At 35.1% G+C, this 25,878-nt stretch carries 24 protein-coding genes; 17 read left to right on the top strand and 7 right to left on the bottom strand.

The window, feature by feature from the left end; all coding sequences use genetic code 11:
* Positions 1-64 precede the first annotated feature (64 nt).
* Complete coding sequence (locus RTX21_RS09340; protein ID WP_312767100.1) at positions 65-997, top strand: 2-hydroxyacid dehydrogenase; 933 nt, start codon at positions 65-67, stop codon at positions 995-997.
* 103 nt (positions 998-1,100) lie between these two features.
* The gene (locus RTX21_RS09335; RefSeq protein ID WP_312767098.1) at positions 1,101-2,360 is read left to right on the top strand and encodes a serine hydrolase domain-containing protein; all 1,260 of its coding nucleotides are present in this window, start codon (positions 1,101-1,103) and stop codon (positions 2,358-2,360) included.
* Here the strand turns inward: RTX21_RS09335 and RTX21_RS09330 are convergent.
* Positions 2,344-2,595 carry a helix-turn-helix transcriptional regulator gene (locus RTX21_RS09330; protein ID WP_312767096.1) on the bottom strand — a complete coding sequence of 84 codons (252 nt, stop codon included), beginning with the start codon at positions 2,593-2,595 and terminating at the stop codon, positions 2,344-2,346. The genes RTX21_RS09335 and RTX21_RS09330 overlap by 17 nt on opposite strands.
* A 551-nt stretch (positions 2,596-3,146) precedes the next feature.
* Here RTX21_RS09330 and RTX21_RS09325 point away from each other — a divergent pair.
* The 6 genes from RTX21_RS09325 (at position 3,147) to RTX21_RS09300 (ending at position 7,316) form a co-directional block, all read left to right on the top strand.
* Complete coding sequence (locus RTX21_RS09325; protein ID WP_312767094.1) at positions 3,147-3,299, top strand: hypothetical protein; 153 nt, start codon at positions 3,147-3,149, stop codon at positions 3,297-3,299.
* 67 nt (positions 3,300-3,366) lie between these two features.
* Complete coding sequence (locus RTX21_RS09320; protein ID WP_312767092.1) at positions 3,367-3,945, top strand: hypothetical protein; 579 nt, start codon at positions 3,367-3,369, stop codon at positions 3,943-3,945.
* A 193-nt stretch (positions 3,946-4,138) separates the two neighbouring features.
* Positions 4,139-4,657, top strand: a complete 519-nt coding sequence (locus tag RTX21_RS09315; protein ID WP_312767089.1) for a sigma-70 family RNA polymerase sigma factor — start codon at positions 4,139-4,141, stop codon at positions 4,655-4,657.
* Complete coding sequence (locus tag RTX21_RS09310; protein ID WP_312767088.1) at positions 4,623-5,345, top strand: hypothetical protein; 723 nt, start codon at positions 4,623-4,625, stop codon at positions 5,343-5,345. The genes RTX21_RS09315 and RTX21_RS09310 overlap by 35 nt, the downstream gene beginning before the upstream one ends.
* A gap of 103 nt (positions 5,346-5,448) precedes the next feature.
* Positions 5,449-6,780, top strand: a complete 1,332-nt coding sequence (locus tag RTX21_RS09305) for a DUF4252 domain-containing protein (protein WP_312767087.1) — start codon at positions 5,449-5,451, stop codon at positions 6,778-6,780.
* 11 nt (positions 6,781-6,791) lie between these two features.
* Entirely contained in the window at positions 6,792-7,316 is a 525-nt protein-coding gene (locus RTX21_RS09300) for a DUF4252 domain-containing protein (RefSeq protein ID WP_312767085.1), read from the top strand.
* Positions 7,317-7,366: 50 nt separating this feature from the next.
* On the opposite strand, the gene RTX21_RS09295 is transcribed toward RTX21_RS09300, so the two are convergent.
* The 6 genes from RTX21_RS09295 to RTX21_RS09270 all read right to left on the bottom strand — a co-directional run bounded on the left by RTX21_RS09295 (position 7,367) and on the right by RTX21_RS09270 (position 16,354).
* Positions 7,367-7,822: a YciI family protein gene (locus tag RTX21_RS09295; protein ID WP_312767083.1), complete on the bottom strand. Its 456-nt coding sequence runs from the start codon at positions 7,820-7,822 to the stop codon at positions 7,367-7,369.
* A 60-nt stretch (positions 7,823-7,882) separates the two neighbouring features.
* Positions 7,883-9,088: an FAD-binding oxidoreductase gene (locus RTX21_RS09290; protein ID WP_312767080.1), complete on the bottom strand. Its 1,206-nt coding sequence runs from the start codon at positions 9,086-9,088 to the stop codon at positions 7,883-7,885.
* A gap of 201 nt (positions 9,089-9,289) precedes the next feature.
* Positions 9,290-12,637: a methylmalonyl-CoA mutase family protein gene (locus tag RTX21_RS09285; protein ID WP_312767078.1), complete on the bottom strand. Its 3,348-nt coding sequence runs from the start codon at positions 12,635-12,637 to the stop codon at positions 9,290-9,292.
* Between the two features lie 209 nt (positions 12,638-12,846).
* Positions 12,847-14,481, bottom strand: coding sequence for a T9SS type A sorting domain-containing protein (locus RTX21_RS09280; RefSeq protein ID WP_312767074.1), 1,635 nt, complete (start codon positions 14,479-14,481; stop codon positions 12,847-12,849).
* Positions 14,482-14,545: 64 nt separating this feature from the next.
* Positions 14,546-15,700 carry a hypothetical protein gene (locus RTX21_RS09275; RefSeq protein WP_312767073.1) on the bottom strand — a complete coding sequence of 385 codons (1,155 nt, stop codon included), beginning with the start codon at positions 15,698-15,700 and terminating at the stop codon, positions 14,546-14,548.
* Positions 15,701-15,877: 177 nt separating this feature from the next.
* A complete protein-coding gene (locus tag RTX21_RS09270) occupies positions 15,878-16,354 on the bottom strand; it encodes a Dps family protein (protein WP_312767071.1) in 477 nt (158 codons plus the stop codon).
* Positions 16,355-16,484: 130 nt separating this feature from the next.
* Between RTX21_RS09270 and RTX21_RS09265 the strand changes: the two genes are divergently transcribed.
* The 9 genes from RTX21_RS09265 to rplD all read left to right on the top strand — a co-directional run bounded on the left by RTX21_RS09265 (position 16,485) and on the right by rplD (position 25,877).
* On the top strand, positions 16,485-17,855 hold the full coding sequence (locus tag RTX21_RS09265) for a hypothetical protein (RefSeq protein ID WP_312767070.1): 1,371 nt from the start codon (positions 16,485-16,487) through the stop codon (positions 17,853-17,855).
* A gap of 144 nt (positions 17,856-17,999) precedes the next feature.
* Positions 18,000-18,413 (top strand): 30S ribosomal protein S12, encoded by a 414-nt coding sequence (gene rpsL / locus RTX21_RS09260; protein WP_031503575.1) that lies wholly within the window; start codon positions 18,000-18,002, stop codon positions 18,411-18,413.
* Between the two features lie 23 nt (positions 18,414-18,436).
* The gene (gene rpsG / locus RTX21_RS09255) at positions 18,437-18,913 is read left to right on the top strand and encodes a 30S ribosomal protein S7 (protein ID WP_312767065.1); all 477 of its coding nucleotides are present in this window, start codon (positions 18,437-18,439) and stop codon (positions 18,911-18,913) included.
* Between the two features lie 6 nt (positions 18,914-18,919).
* Entirely contained in the window at positions 18,920-21,037 is a 2,118-nt protein-coding gene (gene fusA, locus RTX21_RS09250) for an elongation factor G (RefSeq protein WP_312767063.1), read from the top strand.
* A 17-nt stretch (positions 21,038-21,054) separates the two neighbouring features.
* Entirely contained in the window at positions 21,055-21,360 is a 306-nt protein-coding gene (gene rpsJ / locus RTX21_RS09245; RefSeq protein WP_002661363.1) for a 30S ribosomal protein S10, read from the top strand.
* Between the two features lie 237 nt (positions 21,361-21,597).
* Entirely contained in the window at positions 21,598-23,880 is a 2,283-nt protein-coding gene (locus RTX21_RS09240) for a reprolysin-like metallopeptidase (protein WP_312767061.1), read from the top strand.
* A gap of 82 nt (positions 23,881-23,962) precedes the next feature.
* Positions 23,963-24,415 carry a low affinity iron permease family protein gene (locus RTX21_RS09235; protein ID WP_312767059.1) on the top strand — a complete coding sequence of 151 codons (453 nt, stop codon included), beginning with the start codon at positions 23,963-23,965 and terminating at the stop codon, positions 24,413-24,415.
* A gap of 215 nt (positions 24,416-24,630) precedes the next feature.
* Positions 24,631-25,257, top strand: a complete 627-nt coding sequence (gene rplC, locus RTX21_RS09230) for a 50S ribosomal protein L3 (protein ID WP_312767056.1) — start codon at positions 24,631-24,633, stop codon at positions 25,255-25,257.
* Positions 25,248-25,877 carry a 50S ribosomal protein L4 gene (gene rplD / locus RTX21_RS09225; RefSeq protein ID WP_027383320.1) on the top strand — a complete coding sequence of 210 codons (630 nt, stop codon included), beginning with the start codon at positions 25,248-25,250 and terminating at the stop codon, positions 25,875-25,877. Before rplC ends, rplD begins: the two co-directional genes overlap by 10 nt.
* Position 25,878 lies beyond the last annotated feature (1 nt).

Raw genomic sequence — 25,878 nt, 5'->3', positions numbered from 1 at the left:
TTTATTTAAAGCTCGTTTTTTAATTTTGCACACTCATTTATTCTAAAAATATAAAGTCATTCTAATGAAGATCCTTCAACTAGATAAAAACCATCCACTTATTTCCGAACAACTCACAGCAAAAGGTTTTGTTGTAGAAGAAGACCACTCTTCAACTTATGATGAAGTTTTGGAAAAAATCCAGAATTATGAAGGAATCATCATCCGAAGCCGGATTCCACTGGATAAAAATTTTCTGACGAAAGCTTCTCATCTCAAGTTCATTGCTAGAGTAGGAGCAGGAATGGAAAATATCGATATTGAAACGGCAGAGAATTTAGGAATTAAGCTAATCAATTCTCCAGAAGGAAACCGAGATTCTGTTGCGGAGCACGTTGTTGGAATGTTATTGATTCTGATGAACCGATTATTCATTGCATCTAATGAAGTGAAAAACGGAATCTGGAAACGCGAAGAAAATCGTGGTGATGAATTGCTAGGAAAAACTTTCGGAATCATTGGTTACGGAAATATGGGAAAAGCAACAGCGAAAAGACTTTCTGGTTTTGGAGTTAAAGTTATTTTCCACGATATTTTACCCAATCTTTCCAATGAATTTGCAACGCAAGTTTCTTTGGAAGAACTTCAAAAAAGAGCAGATATTTTAAGTCTTCATATTCCTTTGACAGACGAAACTAATTATTTGATTGATGAAGAATTTATTTTAAAAATGGAAAAGAATTTTTATTTAGTCAATACAGCTCGTGGGAAAAATTTAAAAACTAAAGCTTTAGTAGAAGCAATCGAGTCAGGAAAAGTTTTAGGTGCTTGTCTGGATGTTTTGGAATACGAAAAGCCATCTTTTGAAAATCTGGAAACAGAAAATCAGGATTTGAAGTATTTATTAGATTCTGAAAAAGTGATTGTTACACCGCATATTGGAGGCTGGACACATCAAAGTAAAGAGAAATTGGCACAAGTTATTGTAGATAAAATTCTTGCAGATTTTAAAAATTAAGTCTCGAAAAATTTCTCCACATTTAACAATTCTTAAGAAAATTGGTGTCTTCTAAAGACTCATTTTATGTTAACTTGCGAGCCTTAACGAAGTTTGGATAACAATGAATTTTAGAAAAATAATTACGGCCAGTTTAGCAGTTGCAACCATCATTTCCTGCAAAAAACAAAAAGAAGAAACAGCAGAAATCTACCAATCCAAACTTCCCAATTACAGCAACGTCGATTTATCCAAAGTTTTTACGCCGGCAGAATCTACATTAGAAAACGAGGCTGCAATTCTTCCGCTCATCAATAATTATTATCAGAAAGTCTGGGAAAAAGGCGACCTGAGTGGTGGGATTCTCATTGCGAAAGGCGATAAAATCATCTTTGAAAAATACAGAGGTTTTGGCAGAGAAAACAAGCAAATGCCAATTGATGAAAATACGCCGCTTCACGTGGCTTCGGTCAGCAAAACGATGACTGCAATGGCTGTTTTGAAACTGGTAGAAGGTGGAAAACTGAACTTAGAAGATGATTTGACCAAGTTTTTTCCAAAGTTTCCTTATAAAGATATTACGGTTTTCAGTTTGTTGTCCCAAAGAAGTGGACTTCCAAAATATGAGCATTTTGACCAAGGTATCAAACCTGCTCCTGAAGAATTGAAAAAAGACTTCATTACGAATCAGGATGTTTTGGATATGTTGATTAAATACAAACCGGAATTGGCGCGACTTTCCAACACTGGTTTTATGTATTGCAACACCAACTTTGCTTTGTTGGCGCTGATTGTTGAAAAAGTGACTGCAACACCTTTTCCGGAAGCGATGCAGGAGATTGTTTTCAAACCTTTGAAAATGAATCATACTTTTATATTCCAGAAAAAAGATATTCCGACAGCTTCACAATCGTTTTATAGCGGTTTTAGATTGTATCCATTGGCAAATCTGGACTTGATTTATGGAGATAAAAATGTTTATACAACACCAAAAGATTTACTGAATTTTTCAGTGGCGCTATTTTCAAAAGATTTCTTGAAGCCTGAATTGGCAAGTAAAATCTTCGAACCATACAGCAACGAGAAAAAGGGAATCAATAATTATGGTTTGGGTTTCCGAATGAAGGAATTTGATAACGGTGAAAAGCTGACTTACCATAACGGCTGGTGGCACGGAACCAATTCGGTTTTTGCGCATCTTCTTAAATCGAAAGTGACGATTATCGCTATTGGAAACAAATATTCGCAAAGAGTTTATTCCGCATTATCATTATCAGGATTGTTTGAAAATTTCCCTTTCGAGATGGATAAACTTAATAAAACAATGAATCCAAAAGGCACATCATCGGAAAGCGATTCAGCTAATGTTAATTCTGGGGATTGATTATTGGACGGTTTAATTTGCCTTCAATCCTGTTCTTAGAAAATTCAATGATGTCAAAAGGATTAAGGTCAAGTTTATCAAGCAAAATTCCTACTTGTAATATATTAAAACTAACTTCACCATTTTCTAATTTGGAATATTGTGATTGTGATATTCCCAATATTTCTGCAACATCATCTTGGCGGTAGTCTTTCCTTATTCTTGCTTCTTTTATTAGTTTTAAATTTATTTTCATTGGTGTTTTATTTAGTTAAAAGTAAATAAATTTTATCGAATTTCATATTCCTATTAGAATATTTTATTTTTATAGGAATAGGTACGATTAAATTTTTTTTAGACTTTTACCTTTATTAAAAACACAAGTGCACAAATGTTTTTAAGTGTTATTAAAAAACTATAATTTTCAAAACAATTAAAATAATGAAAAAAATTATTTCAAGTTTAAGCTTAATTGCTTTATGTACAATTAGTTCTTGTACAAGCAATAATGATGAAATCAAAACACCAGTTGATGAATTAACAATTGCAAGCTGACTTAAATTTGTAGATGTAAATGATAGAATTGCGAACCTTGGAGATTCAAAAGTTAAAATTATCCTTTTTACGTTTGAAGAATGGGGTAGAACAAGTAGGCAATGTCATGGTTTTGATCTTTGCCATTTTCAATGGCAGGTTAAAGGGGCAGGTTCTATACAGAATGGGGAAAAGGCAACTTTACTTGAACGTGATACATCTACTAATAAGTATTATGTTGATTTTTTATTATCTGCACCAGTTCCGTCTGATATGCCTATAGAAGAAATTTCGCTTAAAGTTGATGAAGATATTGCAATAAATATTCAACAAGAAATTGGCGAAAATTTAACAGTTAAACAAAACACCTATGCCTTTGATGCTTCATTAGGAGAATATGGAGGATATAGGATTTATTTAGATTAAACTTAAAAAAACATTAATATTTTATTATTTGTGATATAGATTTTTTTTATTTCTTAATTTTCAAGATATGAAATACATTATAACAATACTGATTTTTTTCTCAATTTATTGCTTTTCACAAGAGGGTATGCTTTATGCAAAAGATAATTTAGAAAAGATTACCAGTAAAAATTATGATTCTAATAGTACAAATATTTATATAGCAGATATTGAATCAATTAAAACCATAATACAAAAATCTGGGATAAAATACAAGATTGTTTACAATTTCTCTGCAACTTGTCCTTCTTCAACAGAATCTTTTCCTAAAATAATGGAATTTCTAAAAACTCATAATGATTTTGAATTAATTCCGATAGTAGGTTACAGATATACTAGATTTAGCGAGATAAAAGAATATTTAGAAAAAATTCAATATTACTCTCCTGTTTATTTTTTGGATACAGAATTATATGGTAATAAGAGAAATCCATTCAAGAGATTAGATCTTTTAACTAAGACTATCTGTAAGGATTGCATTTACCAAAAAATGGGATTCTCCAGTTTTTATGTTTTAGACCAATCAAATAACGTATGTGCTCATAATAATTGGGATATTATAGGAAATGAAAAAATGCAACAATTATATGATTTAGTTAATAAATAGTTTATAGTCATTGTTGGAAAAATAAATATAAATTTAATAAATTGATTATCAGAACTTTAATAATTATTAAAGTTCTTTTTTTATTTTTGATGTAATAATTTGTAATTCCAAAATGTCTTACTTTTAAACAACCAAGAAATTAAAAAGGTTTCAAAGAGTAAAAACTTTTAACCTCAAACATTAAACTGAATCTATGACTCAAGAAATCTTTAAACAAACGGTATTTATTCTCAAGGATGAGATGTATCGTTTTGCGAAAAAGTTTTTGATGAGCGCAGACGAAGCCGAAGATGTTGTAATGGATCTGATGATGAAGTTTTGGCAGAAAAAAGAAGAATTAATGGTTGTGGAAAATTTGAAAAGTTTTGCCCTGCGAAGTGTGAAGAACGAATGTCTGAACCGCCTGAAACATCACGAAGTTAAACTCGGATTTGCAAGCCAGACGAGACATCAGTCAGAACTTTACCAGATTGAGACAAATAATATGAAAGAGCAGATCTTGGGATTTATCAACCAACTGCCCGAGAAACAAAAAATGGTCATTCACTTAAAAGATGTCGAGGAGTATGAGATCTCGGAGATTTCGGAAATGATGGAAATGGAAGAAAATGCAGTCCGGGTCAACCTGATGAGAGCCAGACAAAAAGTGAAAGATTCAATTAACAAACTTTATGAATATGAAAACAGACAGATACAAGGATTGGGAATCTAGATTCTTCGAAGGCGAAGAGCTGACGCCGGAAGAACATCTGTTTCTCAAAAACGAAAGTGATAATCCGTATTTTTCTTTTCTGAATGAAGAGAAACAGGAGAAATTAAATATAAGCTTCGAGGATTTCTTGAAGAAAACTGAAGAACCAAAAATAGTTCCGCTTCCGATTGTAAAAAGGAAATCTTACACTCAATATTGGATGGCAGCGAGTTTGGTTCTGCTAATGGGAATCACAGGACTTTGGATGTTCAATAATCCTGAGAACATAGCACCTCAAGTTGCTAGTCATACTGAAAAACCTAAGAAAGGTAAAGCTCGAAAAGTTGTTCCAGTTGAAGAAACTCAGATTCAACAAACGGTCTTAGTTCAGCAAGATGTGCAGCCAAGAAAGCGAACGAATGAGAAGAAAAATACAGTTGACAATCAAGAGTCAAAAATGCGATTCGCTTCTCATCAACCGAAACAAATTAAAACTGATAATCAATCTCAAAATCAAGTAAACTCAGATTCAGATTATAATCCGAATTATGTTATCATCAATGGAAAACCAATCTACAATGAGCAGGAAGCTATTGCTATAACAGAGGATACTTTTAATTATTTTGCAAGTAACGTTACCCAAACCATAAATCACGCGGAATCTGCCCAAAATCAATCATTGGATTTTTACAGGATTCTTAATTTTTAATATCAATCAAATCAAAAAATGAAATCGCTATCTACGAATCTTCTGAAATAGTACTAACGAAATGGCGATTGCATAAGACCTTAGACAACAACCAAAAATTATTATGAAAAAAATATCAATATTCATCGTATTATTTCTTCTGTCCACTAATATTTTCGGACAAACAGAAGAACTTAATAAGCTCTTTGATAAGTATCAGGACACAGAAGGTGTGACCTCTATCAAGATTGCAAAACCTATGTTCAAGTTATTGAATAACCTTAAAATCGATAACGAAGAACTTGGAAAAATTCAACCACTGCTTGCAAAGGTTAATGGACTGAAAATGCTGATTCTGGAAAAACCGGAAACATCAAAAAATCCTCTTGTAGATGAAAAGAAAATAGAGAAAGAAATTTCCAATTCTCTTAAAAATATGAAGTATGAGGAACTGGTAACCGTGAACAATCGTGATGCTAAAATCAAGTTTATGGCTCAGGATATCACAGCCAATGTTATGGATAATTTGATTCTTAACATTATGTCAGAAGACAGTTCTGTTCTGATGATGTTGGATGGGAAAATCTCTATGGATGATGTGAGCAAAATGATGGAGGAGAGCCAAAATGTAACTTCTATTAATCCTGCAAAAACGATTAATTCTTCCACATTTTCTCAAACAAGCACATCCACTCATACTATAACAGACGGTTCTGGAACAACAACTTTTACCACTACGGATAATGCTGGTACATCAAATATTGGAAGCGAGAGAAATGTTCCAGCTTTCAATGGGATAGAAACTTCTTCAGGTGTTGATGTAGAATTCAGCCAAAGTCCAAAACAAAGTGTGGTTGTAAAAGTAGACCCTGAAAAACAGCAATATGTTATTACGGAAGTTGAAAACGGTGTTTTGAAAATCTTTGTGAGAAATAAAGGCGTTAAAAACTTGAACTTCAATAGTCTTAAAGTGATTGTTTCCGGACCAAAACTGTCGAAATTAATTACTAAATCAGGTTCTAGTTTCAAGGCTGTTACGCCTATTAATGAAACTACTTTCGCAGCAAGTTGTTCATCTGGGTCACAGGTTTCAGGAGATTTTAAAATCTCTACAAATACAGCATTGGATGTTTCTTCTGGTGTGAATGTAAAAATCAATCTTGAAACCAAATCTCTTGCTTTAGAAGCTAGCAGCGGAAGTTCTATCAGACTAGCGGGAAAAGCAGATTCGGGAGTTTACAGTGCAAGCAGTGGAAGTTCTATCTCAGCAGGAGATTTCGTAACCAAATCGGCTGTTGTAGATGCTTCTTCAGGGTCAAGTGTGAAAATCAATACAACCGAAAGTTTAACAGCAAGTGCAACATCAGCAGCGTCTGTGCAATACAGAGGAAATCCTTCTAAAGTGACAAAATCTGCCAACGAAAGAACAGGTTCAACTATTAACTCAATCAACTAAAAACTAAAGCTATGATAAGATTCTTATACATCATTATTTTGACGATTGTCGGTTTTTTTCTTCAGTCGTGTATGGTTTCTCAAAATAAAGTTCATACTGATTTTTTTGACAATCCAGGATTCAAAGAAAATTCGACTTTTGTAAGCATCAATGTTCCCACCTTCTTGGCAAAATCATATGTGAAGAATGCTTTGAGAGAAGACGGAGAGAGTCAGGAAGTCATAGACTTGGTAAAGAAAATCAGCGATGTGAAAGTTCTGATTGTAGAAAGTTCTAAAACACCTGTGAAAGCAGAATTTCAGAAATATCTGACCAAAAATAATTACGAAGAATGGATGTCTGTAAAGCAGCAAGGTCAGGTTGTGAGTATCAATGCACAACAATCAAAAGACTTAATCAAGCGAATGATAATCACAGTTAATGATGATAATGACCAAAGTATTTTCGTGGATGTGAAAGGGAAATTCACGCCAGATGATATATCAAAAATTATCAACGCTACCGAAAAAAATCAAATCAAAATCAATAGAAATTAATTTTTCAACAGCCACTATTTTATAGTGGTTTTTTGTGCGTTGGAGAATTTCTAAAAATGAACTTTAGTCACCTTATCGTGAGATTTCAAATAGAGTGGAAGTGCGGCAGAGCCATACCATTTATAAATTTCAACATCAAAAATTCCAGATTTTACAGAAGGGTCTGTCAATACTAAACTTTCAGCGTCTTCTTTGGTTTTCGCATCGAGAATGAAAATTCCTGAATAATTCTTATCATTTTTCTCCGCCATTGGGCCAGCGACAATCAGTTTTCCATCTTTTGCCAATTTGCTGATGTTATCCATATGACCTTTCATCAATTCCGATTTTTTGGCTTTATCTGTGATTTCGGTTTTTCCTTTTTTGAGAATCACAAGATAATAAGTCTTCATTCCGTATTGGTCGGCTCCGAGAGAATCTGCTAATTTTTGGTCAAATCCTTTATTTTGAGCATTGACGAATGAAGAAAATAAGGCTAATGACAGAATTGTAAACAGTGATTTCATTTGTTTAAGTTTATTCCAAATTTAGAATAAAAAATGAAATCTCAGATTGAGATAAGACAATTATCTTCTAAACCTGAAATATTCTGATAATTCGTTTTTCTTTCCTTTCAGAAAATCAGAAGCCATTTCCATCCCAATCACAGAAAAAGTAATCCCGTTTCCTCCAAATCCTAAAACAAAATAAGCACTTGGAAAATCCGGATGTTTCCCGATGTAAGGCAACCCATCTTTAGTTTCGCCAAATGTACCTGCCCAGACAAAATCTGTTCGAAAATTGTTTTTTGGTAAATATTTGTCGAGTTTTTTAACTAACTTTTTTTCCTTGTCAAAAAGTAAAGAATCTCGTTTTTGTGCATTAACAAATTCTTCATCTTCACCGCCAATCAAGATTCGATTATCGTCCGTTGTGCGCATATAAATGTAAGGTTCTGCGGTGTTCCAAACCAAAAGGTCGTTCAGTTCCTTGTGGTCTTTCTCGTGTTGTTCACCAACAATGGCGTAAGTGGAAAGAAGATTCACAAATTTGTCTTTGATGATTTCTGTACTTTCGAAACCGTTACAGAAAATCACTTTTTTGGCTTTAATCGTGTTTCCGTAATCTGTTGTTGCTGTAACTCCGTTTTTCCTGTATTCAAATTTAATAATATCTGTTTTATCGAAAACCTGCAATCCTTTTTTATAATTGAAATGAAGAATGTCGTGCGCCAAACAAAATGCATCGATGCTTCCGCCTTGTTCAGAAAAAATACCACCAAAAGTATTATTGATTTTAAATTTTTTCTTGATTTCGTCTGACGATAGCCATTTCACAGGAAACTTCGCCGATTTTCTAGCTTCGAATTCCTTCTTCAAACCTGGAACATCCTTTTTGAGTGCCGCAAAATAGAGCGATTGTTTTTTCTTGAAACCGCAATCAGATTTGACTTCTTTTGAGATTTTCTGCAAATCATCAATCGAATTATAACAAGCCCAATAAGATTTTTCAGCACCTTTTCTACCAATCATTTTGGAAAGTTCAAAAAGCGGAACATCAATCTCATATTGTAACATAGAAGTTGTGGCGCTCGTGCTTCCGTTCCCGATTTCCCGACGGTCAACCAGAACAGTTTTATAACCATCTTTTATCATTTGATGCGCAAGGAGAGAACCCGTGATTCCACCTCCGATGATGAGGATTTCTGTTTCAATATTTTCTCGGAGTGATGGATAAGAATGTTTCAATCCGTCCTTTACGAGCCAGAATGGTTCGGGAGATTTTAGTTTCATATGAAGATTTAGTTGTTTTTAAAGGTCATATGTAATTGCAAAGCAATTTCATAGTTTATTTCTGATTTGATTTTTTTGTTCTAATCAAAAAGTAAACCGTTGGATTTTTTGACAATAAAAACCTCAAAGATAATTCCTTGAGGTTTGAATTTATAAATTATTGATACGCTTAGTAGTCAACAATTGTCTACGGCACAGTCGTTACATATTTCTTCTGTATTTACCACCCACTTCAAAAAGTGCATTGGTAATCTGCCCAAGCGAACAATATTTCACGGCATCCATCATCACTTCAAATAAGTTTTGCTGATTGATTGCTGCGTGTTGTAATGTTTTTAAAGCTTCTGCGGATTTATCTACATTAGAATTTTGGAAATTATGAAGCATTTCAATCTGGAATTGCTTTTCTTCCTCCGTCGAACGAATAACTTCTCCCGGACGAACCGTTGGCGAACCATCTTTTCCTAAGAACGTATTTACACCGATAATAGGATATTCTCCGGTATGTTTCAGCCATTCATAATGCATTGATTCTTCCTGGATTTTCGAACGTTGGTACATTGTTTCCATTGCACCCAGGACACCACCTCTTTCAGTGATTCTGTCGAATTCTGCGTAAACAGCTTCTTCAACCAAATCCGTTAATTCTTCAATAATAAATGAACCTTGAAGCGGATTTTCGTTTTTCGCCAAACCTAATTCTTTATTGATAATCAACTGAATCGCCATTGCTCTTCTTACAGATTGCTCAGTCGGAGTTGTAATGGCTTCATCATAAGCATTTGTGTGCAATGAATTACAGTTATCGTAGATTGCATAAAGCGCCTGTAAAGTCGTTCTGATATCATTAAAATCAATTTCCTGAGCGTGAAGAGAGCGACCAGAAGTTTGAATGTGATATTTCAACATTTGGCTTCTTTCATCGGCTCCGTATTTCAGTTTCATTGCTTTTGCCCAGATTCTTCTTGCAACACGTCCGATTACTGAATATTCAGGGTCGATTCCGTTGGAAAAGAAGAATGATAAGTTCGGTGCAAAATCGTTGATGTCCATTCCTCTTGACAAATAATATTCCACATAAGTGAAACCATTTGCCAAAGTGAAAGCCAATTGAGAAACCGGATTTGCACCAGCTTCCGCAATGTGATACCCTGAAATAGAAACAGAGTAGAAGTTTCTTACTTTTTCTTTGATGAAATATTCCTGAACGTCGCCCATTAATCTTAAGGCAAATTCAGTAGAGAAAATACACGTATTTTGTGCCTGATCTTCTTTTAAAATATCTGCCTGAACAGTTCCACGGACAGTTGCGATCGTTTTAGCTTTAATTTCAGCATAAACATCAGCTGGAATCACTTCATCACCTGTAATTCCTAATAATTTTAATCCTAAACCATTATTAGAAGGTGGAAGCTCTCCGTTATATTTTGGTCTTGCTAAACCTTTATCGTCAAATTTCGCTTTTAAAACTTCTTCAACTTTAGACTCCAGACCATTTTCAGCAATATATTTTTCAACATTTTGGTCGATGGCCGCATTCATAAAGAAAGCCAGCAACATTGGCGCAGGGCCATTAATGGTCATTGAAACTGAAGTTAATGCATTCACCAGATCAAAACCTGAATATAGTTTTTTAGCATCATCCAAAGTAGCAATTGAAACTCCCGCATTTCCAATTTTTCCATAAATATCCGGTGGTAAAGCAGGGTCTTGTCCATATAATGTTACCGAGTCAAACGCTGTAGACAAACGTTTTGCAGGCATTTCCGCAGAAACATAATGGAATCTTCGGTTGGTTCTTTCAGGGCCACCTTCTCCGGCGAACATCCTCGTTGGATCTTCTCCCGTTCTTTTGAAAGGATAAATTCCCGAAGTAAAAGGGAATCCTCCCGGAAGATTTTCCTGACCTTTCCATTTAATTAAATCACCCCAATCGTTGTATTTTGGTAATGCGATTTTTGGAATTCTTAAATGTGATAAAGATTCTGTTGAGGTTTCTACTTTAATTTCTTTTCCTCTTACAAAGTATGAATAAAACTCTTCGTGGAAAGCTTTTTTCGTATCGGCCCAAGTTTTCAGGAAGTCGATATTTTCCTGTTGAAGTTCTTTTTCCGCCTTTTGATATTCAGCGTCTAAAGTTTCGTTTGAAATAATTTTTTTAACGCCATCAATATGATACATTGTTCGCGCCAGTTTAGCTTGCTTTTCGATGTTGGCATCATAAGTTCTGTTGTTTTCAACAATTTCAGATAAATAACGGACTCTTTTTGGAGGAATGATTGTTACTTCGTCTGTAATTTCCTGTTCAACAAAGTCTTGTAAATTTAAATCAGCAAACTTTTCATTCACTTTGGAAACCAATCTGTTGTATAATTCCGTCGTACCGTGGTCGTTGAACTGCGATGCTTTTGTTGCGTAAACCGGCATTTCATCCAATGGCTGTTCCCACAACAAATGGTTTCTCTGGAACTGTTTTCTAACCGCTTGAAGTGCATCAAGAGCACCTCTTTTGTCGGATTTATTTAAAGCAACTAAATCTGCATAATCCAACATGTCGATTTTCTCCAACTGTGTTGAAGCTCCGTATTCAGGAGTCATTACGTACATAGAAACATCTGCAAAATCAGAAACTTCTGAACCGGATTGTCCAATACCTGAAGTCTCCAAAATGATAACATCTGGATGAGCCAATTTCAAAACATTCAGAGCAGAATGGATGAACGGAGAAACTGACACATTGTTTTCTCTTGTTGCCATAGAACGCATATAAACTCTCGGATCATTGATGGCATTCATACGGATTCTATCGCCCAACAATGCACCTCCTGTTTTCTTTTTCGAAGGGTCAATTGAAATGATAGCAATCTTTTTATCAGGATTTGAACGTAGAAAACGTCTTACCAATTCGTCTGTTAATGAGGATTTTCCTGCACCACCTGTACCTGTAATACCGATGATTGGAATATTTAAGTCTTTTGATTTTTCGTCAATTGCTTTTGCCAAATCAGGTTTTTCTTCCGAAAAATTCTCTACTGCTGAAATGATTTTTGCAATGCTGGTAGAATTTTCAAAACTGATTAAATACAGATCTTCCACATTCACATCTTTTCCTGTCGGAAAATCTGATCTTTTTACTAAATCGTCAATCATTCCCTGTAAACCAAGCTCACGACCGTCATCCGGAGAATAAATCCTATCGATGCCGTAAGACATGATGTCTTCGATTTCTTCAGGCAGAATTACACCGCCACCGCCACCAAATATCTTGATCTGCGAAGCGTTTTTTTCTCTTAAAAGATCGTAGATGTATTTAAAATATTCGTTGTGACCGCCTTGATAAGAGGTTAATGCAATGGCGTTAGCATCTTCTTGGATTGCTGTATTTACAACTTCCTCTGCAGATTTGTCGTGGCCAAGGTGAATGACTTCGCATCCCGTTCCCTGAATCACACGACGCATAATATTGATGGCAGCATCGTGACCGTCAAATAAAGACGCTGCTGTTACGATTCTTACTTTGTTTTTAGGTATATATTTTTGGTTTTCCATTTCTTAAAATCGATGTTTCCAAAGATAATATTTTTTGTGAAATGGAAAAGAGTCAGAGGCTGGAAGTCAGAAGCCGGATGTTTTTATAGCCCCGATTGCAACGGCATCCTTTTTTGTGATTGCGCTGAAAAAGTTTCTAAAAATCTGCTCAACGCCTTTCGCAATCATAAAAAAGATATAGTGGAAAGTGGGATCAAGCTCCTGAAAAATTATTGTTTGATGAACTTGAAGTTTTTGTTCCCTTCCTGTGTTTTGATGATCAACATATAGACACCGCTTGGAAGTTTGGAAACATCGATTTTCGATTTGGTTTCTGAAAGCATTTGTTTTCCGCTCAAATCATAGATCTGAACTTTTTGGATGTCATATTTTGAACTTACGATGTTGATATAGTCTGAAGTGGGATTAGGATAAATGTTGAGATATTTTGCAGTTTCTGCAGTTCCAAGAATTTTTACAAGAGAAATCGGGTCGCGGAAAAGTGACAGGTCAAAAATGACATTGTTATCCAAAACGGAGTAGGTATAAGCTTCGACTGTATATGTTGCGAAATCTGATTCTTCTACACTATTGAAGCTGAGGTCTGTTGTGGCAATATTCATTTTCTGGTCTAGGTTCTTGAACCAGGTAAAGGTGTACTCGTTACCAGAAAGGGATTGTTCCAACTTTGCGGGCTGTCCGATGATCCCTAAAACCTGTACGGTCTCATCATAGCGTTGAGGTGAATAGTCCAATTCTGTCTGCTCGTTGTAATCTACAATGTAACTGGATAATTGGCTTTTATTAAAACGATTGTTGCTGAGATGCGTGATTGCAGGTAATTTATCGTTGATATCTCCGTAAAGATGATTGCTGTTGAGATTCAGCATCAATAATTTTGGCATTCCTATAAATTCTGCAGGAATGTTTCCCGATAATGAATTGTTGTTCAAGAACAATTGTTGAAGGACCGGCAGTCCGGTCAATATAGAAGTTCCTCCTGAGATCTTATTTCTTCCAAGATTCAGAGTCTGAAGTTTTTTCAATAAAGAAACTTGAGTCGGAATCTGAGCTAATTGATTGCTTTCCAAAGAAAGCCATTCTAAATTCACTAAGGTAGATAATCCAGAAGTATTTTGCTCGGTTAAGTTATTGTTGCTTAGATCAAGGCTGGTAAGTTGTGTCAGTAAAGAGACCTGAGTCGGGATTTGTGTCAAAGAATTACCAGAAAGTGAAAGGTAGGTCAGTTTTGAAAGTCCTGCGATATTACCATAAGCATTTGCCAAAATTGAGTTGTTATCTAGTGTCAGACTTTCAAGATTTGAGAAAGTGGTGATCTTTGTTGGAATGCTTTGAAGTCCGAGATCAGCAATGTTCAGACTTTTGATATTATTAAAACTTTGTAATAATCCATTGACATCTGGAATTGTAAAGCTGTTGCCACCCAAAGCAAGATCTTGGACATTGAAAAACCCTGTCAAAGAATTGGTAGGGTCGCCATTCAATCTGTTATTACTAATATCTAATTTGGTCAAAGAACTTAATGAAGAAATTCCCATTGGAACTTCCCCGGAAAGCTGGTTGTTACTAAGGTCCAGTTTGGTAAGATGGGTAAGTGATGAAAAGAATGTTGGGAAAACACCTTTCAGGGCATTACCTGTAAGGTTGAGCTCATCCACCACGCCGTTTTTTACAGAGACCCCAAACCACGTTTTAGGATCTTTTTCCAAGTCCCACGTTCTATTCCAATTTTCGCCATCTGTAGCATTATATATATTTACAAGTGCATTTCTTTCAGCATTGGAGATGCTCCATTGAGAGAACAGGAAATTGGAAATCAGTAAAAAGAATAGAGCTTTTTTCAAATCTGTGTAAAATTAAAAGGCAAATATAATTGATAATACTTTTACTTTCTGCTTTTTTTGAAAATTAATGATTAACATTTTTTTTATCAGAAAACTGATAGAGTGTAATTGCTAGAATTATCAATAAATAAAATCCAACCATCATCCTATTGACCAATACTGGAAAAGCAAGAAATCTGATAAGGACACTTATCATCGTAGCTATAGCAAAGGAAAGTACCAATAGTGGTTTTTTGTCTGTCCTGTGCTTATTGTATAAAGTATTTCCGAGTATTACAATTGTGAATATTAATAAAATAATAAAGTATGAGGAATTGAATTCTAGGAAGATTTTCCTTTTGATGTAATTGATATAGTGACTTAGAATAAAAGGGTCTGGATTGGAAATAGGATAAATCTGCACCTTGGTAAACTGATTCATAAAAAGTACTCCCCAAGAGATTTTAGAATATAGCTGAATGATAATAAAAGATATTGTGATGAAAAGGTAGCTAATTCCTATTTCTGAAATTTTGTAAGTAAAGGATTTTCTGAAAAATAAGATCAAGACCAATAAAAGACTAAAGAAAATAAAATATTCTGGCCTTGTGAATATTGTAAGCATGGCCAAAATAGTTGTAACTATCATATTTTTCTTGTAAATAAAGAAATAACATGTGAGTAATAACAATAGACAACCCAGCATATCAGGTGTAGCATGCCTTGTAGAATCTAGTATGGGTTTGAAAATGGAAATGAGAAGTGTAATTGCAAAAGCCAATTCTGTCCTTTTAAGTTCTTTGTTAAGGAATAAGAACATAAAAAAAATAATTAAAACATAAGAAATAATAGATATCAAAAATGTTGAGGTGGCTGCAGAAAATCCTAGTTTAAAAAATATAGAATTGATGATGTTGTATAAAGGTTTTACAGAAAAAAACTCTAATTCTTCCTCGTAAGCTTTTACATTTTTAGATAATATATAATAATAAGAATCAGAACCAATGGTCTCTGCCTCTGTTATAGATTTTCTGTAAGAAAATATTTCTGGCTTTTTGATAGCCAGTTCATCATAGACTTTTTTATGGATTTCTTCGATATCCATTTCAGGTTCGGTAATTTTATATACCAACCCCATATAAGCCTCTATATCTACATTGTAATACTGATGTGTGTAAAAATAAAAACTCATGATGGAAAGATAGATCATGAGGATTGTAGTATAGATTTTTGTTTTCATAATAGTCTTTGGAAACAAAAATAAAATTTAATTTCCAAATATCAAGAAAGCAGTTGTGAAGATGTAGTTGTTATGAAATTAGAAAAAATAATTTAAATGGAGATTTTACAAAATGACTTTATTCAAAATGCACAAACAAAAAAATCCCGCTTCAAGAACAGGATTTTTAGATTAGATTCATTTGCCAAGATAAGAATTGTACATCCAGACCTCTTTTTCTTGTTCTGTGATATAATCGCTCATTTGGGAGTTGGTTCCCTCGTCTCCAGCTTTGTCCGTGATGTCCAATAGTTCTCTTTGTAGATCAATTACGACTTTGAAGGAATTTAGGATTATTTCAACGCTTTTATTTCCGTCGCTTACTTCTTTACTTTCTTTGATGGTAGAAACGGTTAAATAATCAGAGTAATTGTGAGTTGGGGTCGCTCCCAATGTCAAAATCCTTTCTGCTATTTCATCGATTTTCAAAACCAAACTATTATAAAGTTCCTCAAATTTTGGATGAAGTGTGAAGAATTGTTCCCCCTTTATATTCCAGTGGGAGCCTCTTGTATTTTGATAAAATATGGAATAATTTGCTAAAAGTACATTTAGTTTTTCTGAAATGTTTTTACAATCGGATTCTTTTAATCCAATAATATTGGCGTTTTTCATAAGTATGTTTGTTTGATATTTTGAAGGAAATATCATGCCATAAATTTATTTAGAAACGATGTCTTGATTAAGTTTTTAAAGGAGCTATGAGTAAGATTTCTTATTATTGTGAAAAATTAATAAGCAAAGAATGTTGAAATATAAAATTTTGGCCGTAATAATAGTGATCGTCTATTTTTTGCTGCCTTTTTTCTTTTCTAGCGGAGGGATTGGTGCAGATAGTCTTTCTTATTTTGGAATTGCAGCAGATCTGCCTCATCCAGAAACAGATCTTTTTCCTTTGGGCTATCCTGTATTATTAAGATTGGCATATGGTTTTACTCAGGATTGGTTTTGGGCATCAAGGGTCTTGAGCTTGCTGTTTATTATTGTGACTCTGAGTTTTTCTTATTTTAAAAAATTTTATTTCAGGGAAACGGTTTTATTGTTTACGGGAAAAACTTGTTTTTTTGTCTTTGTGCAAGCGATGTCAGAAGGCCCATTTACCCTGCTCTTATATTTTCTCCTATATTTTTTGTACCAGATGTTTTTTGGGAAAGGCAAAGGTTATCAAAATACCGTTTTTGCTTCGTTGGTTATGATCTGTATGTTTCTGGTAAGGTATTCTGGAATCTATATATATGTATCAGTTTGGGTATTTTTCTTACTGATGTTTTTTAAACTAAGACAGGCTTCATTTTTTAAACAGTTTTTACTGTTCGTTTTTTTATCGGGACTAGGAATTGTTTCTTATTTGATTTTTAATTATTTGCATTTTGGAAGTTTTACTGGTGAAAATTTAAGAGGTGCCGCAATGGCAAACTTACCAATATATATATTAAGGAGTATTTTAGGTGTGGTGAATGTAGTTGATCCTTTTATTGGAATAAAGCCATCTTCATTGAGTTTCGTAAGTATGATGTTTCAGTTTTTTGTACTGGCGATGGATATTGGAATGTTTATTTATCTGCTAAAATTTTATAGAAAAGCAAAACGAGATACTACTTATTACTTTCATATATTATTATGGGTTATAGCATCTGTTTATGCACTTGCATTATTAGTTTCCGGGTGGTTTCAGCAGATTGAAGAAATGAACGTAAGGATGATGGCTGTTGCAAATATCTGTTTGTTTTTTTCATTCCTCATTTTATATTTTAAAAATGTAACTTCAGATAAATATATATGGAGAATAAGTTGTTTCTTTTTTGTGTTTCTTTCATTATATAATCTGAAAGACTACGATATTTTTTTAAGAAATAAAAATATAATAGAACCACAAATGTCTCGGTTTTCAAATAAAAAATATTTGTATAATGACGAAACTCAAATAGAAACTATTACTAATTATCATTTTCCTTTAATTAACAAAACTTTTCAATATAAACACACCAATAAACAAAAAGGCAGTATTAAAGAAAACATTGTTGGAGCTTTGAATCCAAAAATTAAATGGTTAATGAATGATACCATTAAAGATAAATCAAAAGTCTTATACACCTCCCAAATAAGGTTTAAGTAATATTTGAGTTATTAAAACAGCCTTTTATGACCATCCTTGTAAAATTACCATTTCTTTATTAAAACTTTTATTTATTTTAGTCATAACTACTTGTGGATTAAAAAATTATTCATACTTTTGCACCCTAAAATAAAAAGCAATTAAATGCCTACTATTCAACAATTAGTTAGAAAAGGAAGAGTCGCACTTACCAAGAAGAGTAAATCGGCTGCCCTTGATTCTTGTCCACAAAGACGAGGTGTATGTACGAGAGTATATACTACCACTCCTAAGAAACCTAACTCTGCACTTAGAAAAGTTGCAAGGGTAAGACTTTCAAACGGAAAAGAAGTTAACGCCTATATCCCGGGCGAAGGACATAATCTTCAAGAGCACTCGATAGTATTGGTACGCGGAGGGAGAGTTAAGGATTTACCAGGAGTTAGATACCACATCGTAAGAGGTGCGTTGGATACTGCTGGAGTAAACGGAAGAACACAAAGAAGATCTAAGTACGGAGCTAAGAGACCAAAACCAGGTCAGGCAGCTGCTGCACCAGCTAAAGGTAAGAAAAAGTAATCATTAAATAAGGTACAGAAACAATGAGAAAGACAAAAGCGAAAAAAAGACCGTTGTTACCAGATCCAAAGTTTAATGATCAATTGGTAACTAGATTCGTAAACAACTTGATGCTTGATGGTAAGAAGTCAATTGCATTCAAAATATTCTATGATGCATTGGATATCGTAGAAACTAAAAAAGGTGAAACTGAAAAAACTTCATTAGAGATCTGGAAAGATGCATTGACAAACGTTATGCCTCACGTAGAAGTGCGTTCCAGAAGAGTAGGTGGAGCTAACTTCCAGATTCCGATGCCGATCAGAGCGGATAGAAAAATTTCTATGGCGATGAAATGGTTGATCAAATATTCTAAAGCTAGAAATGATAAGTCTATGGCTTTGAAATTGGCTAACGAAGTTGTAGCTGCTTCTAGAGAAGAAGGTGCTGCTTACAAGAAAAAGAGTGATACTCACAAAATGGCGGAAGCTAACAAAGCGTTTTCACACTTTAAATTCTAATCTGAAATGGGAAGAGATCTTAAATTTACAAGAAATATCGGTATTGCTGCGCACATTGATGCGGGTAAGACTACCACTACAGAAAGAATTTTATTCTATACAGGTGTAAACCACAAAATTGGAGAAGTTCACGATGGTGCTTCTACAATGGACTGGATGGAGCAGGAAGCAGAAAGAGGTATCACAATTACTTCTGCTGCAACTACTTGTTCTTGGAACTTTCCAACAGACCAAGGAAAAGCTCTGCCAGAAACTAAACCTTACCACTTCAACATCATCGATACACCGGGACACGTTGACTTCACAGTAGAGGTTAACAGGTCTTTGAGAGTATTGGATGGATTGGTATTCCTTTTCTCTGCAGTAGATGGAGTAGAGCCTCAGTCTGAAACAAACTGGAGACTTGCTGACAACTACAAAGTTGCAAGAATGGGATTCGTAAACAAAATGGACAGACAAGGTGCTGACTTCCTTAACGTGGTAAATCAGGTTAAGACAATGTTAGGGTCTAATGCAGTTCCAATCGTTTTACCAATCGGTGCTGAAGAAGATTTCAAAGGTGTTGTTGACTTAATTAAAAACAGAGCGATCATCTGGGATGAAGCAGGACAAGGAGCTACTTTCGAGGTAGTGCCAATTCCTGAAGACATGAAGGCTGAAGTTTTAGAATATAGAGAGAAACTAGTAGAAGCTGTTGCTGACTACGATGAGACTTTGATGGAGAAATTCTTCGAAGATCCGGATTCAATCTCTGAAGAAGAAATCAACGAAGCTCTTAGAAAAGCTACTATCGATCTATCTATTATCCCAATGACTTGTGGTTCTTCATTCAAGAACAAAGGAGTGCAGTTTATGTTAGATGCAGTATGTAAATACCTGCCTTCTCCATTGGATAAAGATGATATCAAAGGTACTGACCCAAGAACTGACGCTGAAATCACAAGAAAACCATCTGTAGATGAGCCTTTCTCTGCATTAGCATTTAAGATTGCTACCGATCCTTTCGTAGGAAGATTGGCATTCTTCAGAGCATACTCTGGAAGATTAGATGCAGGTTCTTACATCTTGAACACTCGTTCAGGAGATAAAGAAAGAATCTCTAGAATCTATCAGATGCACGCTAACAAGCAAAATCCGGTAGAATATATTGAAGCTGGTGATATTGGTGCTGCTGTTGGATTCAAATCTATTAAAACTGGTGATACAATGTGTGACGAGAAAAACCCGATCGTTCTAGAATCGATGGTTTTCCCTGATCCGGTAATTGGTATCGCTGTTGAGCCTAAAACTAAAGCTGACCAGGATAAAATGGGTAACGCTCTAGCTAAATTGGCTGAAGAAGATCCTACTTTTACTGTAAGAACTGACGAAGCTTCTGGACAAACGATCATCTCTGGTATGGGTGAGCTTCACTTGGATATCATTGTTGACCGTATGAAGAGAGAGTTTAAGGTTGAAGTAAACCAAGGACAACCTCAGGTAGAGTACAAAGAAAACTTGACAAAAGTTGCTAGCCACAGAGAAGTTTACAAAAAACAATCTGGTGGTAAAGGTAAATTTGCTGATATTGTATTTGAACTAGGGCCTGCTGAAGAGGGTAAAATCGGTTTAGAATTCGTTAATGAGATCAAAGGTGGTAACGTTCCTAAGGAATTTGTTCCTGCAATTGAAAAAGGCTTTAAAGCTGCAATGAAAAACGGTCCTTTAGCTGGTTTCGAAGTTGAAGGTATCAAAGTTACTCTTAAAGATGGATCTTTCCATGCAGTGGATTCGGATGCACTTTCTTTTGAATTAGCTGCTAAGCTTGGTTTCAAAGAGGCAGGTAAAGCTGCTAAACCGGTAATCATGGAGCCTATTATGAAATTGGAAGTTGTAACTCCGGAAGAATATATGGGTAACATCATTGGTGACCTTAACAAGAGAAGAGGTACTATCAGTGGTCAGGAAGAGAAGAACGGTGCCGTTGTTATCAAAGGTTCAGTTCCATTGTCTGAAATGTTTGGATATGTTACTACTCTAAGAACACTTTCATCAGGAAGAGCTACTTCTTCTATGGAATTAGAGAAGTACCAAGCTACTCCGCAAAACGTTGCTGAAGATATCATTGCTAAAGCAAAAGGTTAATTTTTAAAGTACAAGAAATGTCACAAAGAATCAGAATAAAACTAAAATCTTACGATTACAACTTGGTAGACAAGTCTGCTGAGAAAATCGTAAAAACGGTAAAGGCTACTGGTGCTGTTGTAAACGGTCCAATTCCATTGCCAACGAATAAGAGAATCTTCACAGTGTTGAGATCTCCGCACGTAAACAAGAAAGCAAGAGAGCAGTTCCAATTATCAGCTCACAAGAGATTGATGGATATCTACTCTTCTTCTTCTAAAACTGTTGATGCTCTAATGAAATTAGAACTTCCTTCAGGAGTTGACGTAGAAATTAAAGTGTGATAATTCACATACTATAACAAAGGCCATTCTCATTTTGAGAATGGCTTTTTATTTATATCTAATTCAATAGATGATTAACAAACCTTAAAAAAAGCTTAAAGAAGTATTTAATAAATTTATTAAAATCTATGTTTTTTATAGATAAATTAAATGCTATTGTTAAAATTTTATTATTTTTTTAAAATCAATGAATTAATCGTAATAAAATATTACATTTGTCGCCTTAATTTTAAAAATATGAAGAAAATTTTAATCACTTTGTTGTTCGCTTCAACACTTCCTTTGGTAAGTGCACAGTGGCGCAAAACAGAAATGCATGGCAGTAAACTTAGAGCAACTGCGGATGATAAGTCTTATTATACTTTAGATTTGTCTCAATTGCGAAATCAATTGTCATCAGCTCAAAGAATGAGAGAAGGAAACAATGGAATTGAAATCAGTATCCCGACTATAGATGGGAAGACGGAAAGGTTCAAAGTTTTCAGTTTCCCTGTAATGGTGGACGAACTTGCAGAGAAGTACCAGCTTGGGTCATATTATGGCGTGAGTGTGTCTGACCCTGCTGTTACAGTTAGATTTAGTGTTGCTCCAAATGATTTCCAGTCTATGATGTTCAGAAATGGCGTTTCAGAATTTATTGAGCCTGCCAATACAGACAAAACAGTTTATGGTGTCCATTACAAAACTGGTAAATCGGAAGCGAACGGAGTCTTTTGTTCTACAAAAGAACCAGGACGTGAAGACATGAGCAAATTAATTCAACAAGGTAGTGATTATGTAAATAGTCCAATGTTTACACAAAGAAGTTCTGATAAAAAATACAGAACACTACGTTTGGCAATGTCTACTACGGCAGAATATGGTAACTTCTTTAGTGGAACAACTGCTGGGGCCTTGACTCAAGTCAATGCAACTTTAACAAGAGTAAACGGCGTATTTGAAAAAGAATTGGGTCTTCATTTGATCATGCAAGATTATCCCTCTTTATTATATTATGGCACAGTCACTGCAGACCCTTATTCTACGGTAACTAGTGCTACATCTCCTCCAAGTGCTTGGAATAGCCAATTAATGAATACTTTGCATTCTGTTGTAGGTGATGCTAATTTTGATATTGGGCATTTGTTTGGTGCTTCTGGCGGTGGAGGTAATGCAGGTTGTATTGGTTGCGTTTGTAGCAATACGCTCGCAATCGGAAATGGAAGTGCTACAGATACATATAAAGGAGCGGGAATTACTTCTCCTGCCACAGGAACTAAAAATGCTTCTACAACATATCCACCTTCCGGCGATAGCTTCGATATAGATTATGTTGCTCATGAGATGGGGCATCAGCTTGGTGCTTATCATACTTATAGCTGGTATGAGGGTACAGGTGTTAATTATGAACCAGGCTCAGGATCTACCATAATGGGCTATGCTGGAATCACAGGAAGTGACCTTGATGTTCAAGCACATTCAGATGCTTATTTCCATGTTGGAAGTATTACGAACATACAGACAAATTTGGCACTTTCATCTAAAACCTGCGATATAGAAACAGCTATCACAAATAGCCCACCAGTAATTACCGCAATGCCTACTTATACAATTCCATTGAATACAGCTTTTGTGTTGACTGCTACAGCTACGGATCCTGACGGAGATGCTATGACTTATTGTTGGGAGCAAGCAAATAGCTCTACTTCTGCAATTGGCGAGCCATGGGGGACAGGTGCAGGTATTAGTAATAATACCTCTTATGGAAGTGGTCATGTGTTAGGGGCAACTGCTTCAGGAGCTATGTTTAGATCATTGCCTCCTGTATCCTCACCAACAAGATATTTTCCGGCACTTGCAACTGTACTAGGTGGGGCTGTGAAAAACTTATCAAATTGGGAATCGACATCTTCAGTGGCAAGATCAACGGTATTTAGAGTTACTGTTAGGGATTTAAATGCAACCAATCCGCAAACTGCTTTTGCTAATCAAGTGGTAACGGTAGGTTCTGCTGCAGCATTTACAGTAAGTACAACTTCATTGGCAGCGGGCTCTAATTCAACTATTACCTGGGTGCCATCCGGAACAACGGCCTCGCCTTATAATGTAGCGAATGTTAAAATCGATTTCACGTCTGACAATGGAGCTACGTGGACTACTTTAGCAGAATCTGTACCTAACTCAGGCTCGGCTAGTGTTGATGTGCCATCATCATTGTCTGGTAAATCAGGACATATTAGAGTGTCTGCTATAGGGAATATATTTTATGCTGTGAAAGCGGCTTCAGTTGCAACTTTGGCTGTATCAGATGTTAACAGAAAATCAGTCCAAGTTTATCCAAACCCTGTGAAAGATGTATTGAGTGTTTCTAATGCAGCCTCAACTTCATCTTACGAAATCTTCAATACTGCCGGTCAAATCGTTTCTAAAGGAACTTTGTCAACAGGTAAAGTTTTAGTGAATAAATTAACCAAAGGTGTTTATTTTATCAACATAGATGATAACGGAACAGTTACTAAAACTAAATTCGTAAAAGAATAATAATTCTAGTATGATATTTCAATCAAGGCCTCCAATTTTGGAGGTCTTTTCCTTTATAAAATTAATTAACTTTGAAAATAAAATGAGCAATAAAAACCTCTTCGAGAAATTCTCAAATTGGGCTACTAATTTTACGGGTAGCTCATATGCTTTCATAGCAGCTGTATCAATTGTTATAATCTGGGCAGTTAGTGGTCCGGTTTTCAACTATTCTGAAACATGGCAATTGGTGATCAATACAGGGACTACAATCATCACTTTTCTTATGGTTTTTCTGATTCAAAAATCTCAGAATAAGGATAGTAAGGCAATTCAGTTAAAACTTAATGAACTCATTGCTGCGAGCAAGCAGGCTAGTAATAGAATGGTAGATATAGAGGATCTCACAGAAAAAGAATTGGATCAGCTGCATCAATATTTTGTGAGGATAGCTGAGCTGTCCAAAAAAGCAGAGAATATTCACAAATGTTATTCTATAGATGCTGCCGAGAAAAAGCATATGAGTAAATATTTTGATGAGGAGAGTAAATTATAAATAAGCTATCCAAACCTTGATTTTGAAGAGAATTTTTTGCCAAAATCACGTAACTCACAAATTATCAAATAATTTCCGAATATTTATTTGTCAATATAAAAAATATTCATAAATTTGCACACTCATTTTAGGGAAGGAGTATGCCTATTTCAGACATAGAATATGACGAACACCGCTAAAATGCTAAGTTTTAATATAATAGATATATATAAATAATGTCAGGTATTATTGGTAAAAAAATCGGTATGACATCTTTGTTTAGCGAAGAAGGAAAAAACATTCCTTGTACAGTTATTCAGGCTGGTCCATGCGCGGTTTTACAGGTCAGAACCGAAGAAGTTGACGGGTATGTTGCCGTACAGCTAGGTTTCGATGACAAGAGTGAGAAGAACGTTGGTAAAGCGTTAGCTGGCCATTTCAAAAAGGCTGGTTCAACTCCTAAGGCTAAGTTGGTAGAATTCAGAAATGCATTCGAGCACGAGGTTAAAACAGGAGATTTGGTAGAAGTTAACATGTTTGCAGAAGGTGAGTATGTGGATGTAACAGGAACTTCTAAAGGTAAAGGTTTCCAAGGTGTTGTTAAAAGACACGGATTTGGAGGTGTAATGCAAGCTACTCACGGTCAGCACAACAGACTTAGAGCTCCAGGTTCTATCGGTGCTGGATCGGATCCTTCAAGAGTATTCAAAGGAATGAGAATGGCTGGTAGAATGGGAGGTAAGCAGGTAACTGTTCAAAACCTTCAAGTGTTAAAAGTAGATGAAGAACAAAATCTTTTAGTGGTAAAAGGTGCTGTTCCGGGAGCTAAAAATTCTTATGTAATTATCAAGAAATGGAACTAGTAGTATTAAATACATCAGGAAAAGAGACCGGAAGAAAAGTAACTCTAGACGAAACAGTTTTCGGAATTGAGCCAAATCAGCATGCGGTTTACTTAGAGGTTAAGCAATATCTTGCTGCACAAAGACAAGGTACTCATAAATCAAAAGAGAGAAGCGAAATTACTGCTTCTACAAGAAAGCTTAAGAAACAAAAAGGTTCAGGTTCTGCGAGATATGGTGATATCAAGTCACCAACTTTCAAAGGTGGAGGTAGAGTTTTTGGTCCAAAACCAAGAGACTACAGATTCAAATTGAACAAAGCACTTAAGAGATTGGCTAAAAAATCTGTTCTTTCTCAAAAATTGAGAGATAATAGTATCAGAGTTGTAGAGAATTTGACTTTCGAAGCTCCTAAGACCAAAGAATTCATCACTTTGTTGGATGCTTTGACTCTTACAGGTAAGAAATCATTGTTCGTACTTCCTGAGGCTAACAAGAATGTATATTTATCTTCAAGAAACTTGCCTAAAACAAGAGTATTGAATTATAACGAGATTTCTTCTTATGATTTGATCAACGCAGGTGAGATTATCTTCTTAGAAGATGCAGTAGAAAAATTTCAGGAAAACTTAAAGAAATAGA

It is taken from the genome of Epilithonimonas sp. (genome assembly GCF_032054305.1).
Lineage (GTDB): Bacteria > Bacteroidota > Bacteroidia > Flavobacteriales > Weeksellaceae > Epilithonimonas.
This window is presented reverse-complemented; position numbering and strand designations above follow the sequence as displayed.

Coding starts and splice junctions, on each gene's coding strand:
- RTX21_RS09305 (WP_312767087.1), top strand. CDS start 5,449: ATGAAAAAAATATCAATATTCATCGTATTATTTCTTCTGTCCACTAAT.
- rplC (WP_312767056.1), top strand. CDS start 24,631: ATGTCAGGTATTATTGGTAAAAAAATCGGTATGACATCTTTGTTTAGC.
- RTX21_RS09290 (WP_312767080.1), bottom strand. CDS start 9,088: ATGAAACTAAAATCTCCCGAACCATTCTGGCTCGTAAAGGACGGATTG.
- RTX21_RS09285 (WP_312767078.1), bottom strand. CDS start 12,637: ATGGAAAACCAAAAATATATACCTAAAAACAAAGTAAGAATCGTAACA.
- RTX21_RS09295 (WP_312767083.1), bottom strand. CDS start 7,822: ATGAAATCACTGTTTACAATTCTGTCATTAGCCTTATTTTCTTCATTC.
- RTX21_RS09340 (WP_312767100.1), top strand. CDS start 65: ATGAAGATCCTTCAACTAGATAAAAACCATCCACTTATTTCCGAACAA.
- RTX21_RS09270 (WP_312767071.1), bottom strand. CDS start 16,354: ATGAAAAACGCCAATATTATTGGATTAAAAGAATCCGATTGTAAAAAC.
- RTX21_RS09300 (WP_312767085.1), top strand. CDS start 6,792: ATGATAAGATTCTTATACATCATTATTTTGACGATTGTCGGTTTTTTT.
- RTX21_RS09315 (WP_312767089.1), top strand. CDS start 4,139: ATGACTCAAGAAATCTTTAAACAAACGGTATTTATTCTCAAGGATGAG.
- RTX21_RS09235 (WP_312767059.1), top strand. CDS start 23,963: ATGAGCAATAAAAACCTCTTCGAGAAATTCTCAAATTGGGCTACTAAT.
- RTX21_RS09275 (WP_312767073.1), bottom strand. CDS start 15,700: ATGAAAACAAAAATCTATACTACAATCCTCATGATCTATCTTTCCATC.
- rpsL (WP_031503575.1), top strand. CDS start 18,000: ATGCCTACTATTCAACAATTAGTTAGAAAAGGAAGAGTCGCACTTACC.
- RTX21_RS09325 (WP_312767094.1), top strand. CDS start 3,147: ATGCCTATAGAAGAAATTTCGCTTAAAGTTGATGAAGATATTGCAATA.
- fusA (WP_312767063.1), top strand. CDS start 18,920: ATGGGAAGAGATCTTAAATTTACAAGAAATATCGGTATTGCTGCGCAC.
- rplD (WP_027383320.1), top strand. CDS start 25,248: ATGGAACTAGTAGTATTAAATACATCAGGAAAAGAGACCGGAAGAAAA.
- RTX21_RS09310 (WP_312767088.1), top strand. CDS start 4,623: ATGAAAACAGACAGATACAAGGATTGGGAATCTAGATTCTTCGAAGGC.
- RTX21_RS09320 (WP_312767092.1), top strand. CDS start 3,367: ATGAAATACATTATAACAATACTGATTTTTTTCTCAATTTATTGCTTT.
- RTX21_RS09335 (WP_312767098.1), top strand. CDS start 1,101: ATGAATTTTAGAAAAATAATTACGGCCAGTTTAGCAGTTGCAACCATC.
- rpsJ (WP_002661363.1), top strand. CDS start 21,055: ATGTCACAAAGAATCAGAATAAAACTAAAATCTTACGATTACAACTTG.
- rpsG (WP_312767065.1), top strand. CDS start 18,437: ATGAGAAAGACAAAAGCGAAAAAAAGACCGTTGTTACCAGATCCAAAG.
- RTX21_RS09330 (WP_312767096.1), bottom strand. CDS start 2,595: ATGAAAATAAATTTAAAACTAATAAAAGAAGCAAGAATAAGGAAAGAC.
- RTX21_RS09240 (WP_312767061.1), top strand. CDS start 21,598: ATGAAGAAAATTTTAATCACTTTGTTGTTCGCTTCAACACTTCCTTTG.
- RTX21_RS09265 (WP_312767070.1), top strand. CDS start 16,485: ATGTTGAAATATAAAATTTTGGCCGTAATAATAGTGATCGTCTATTTT.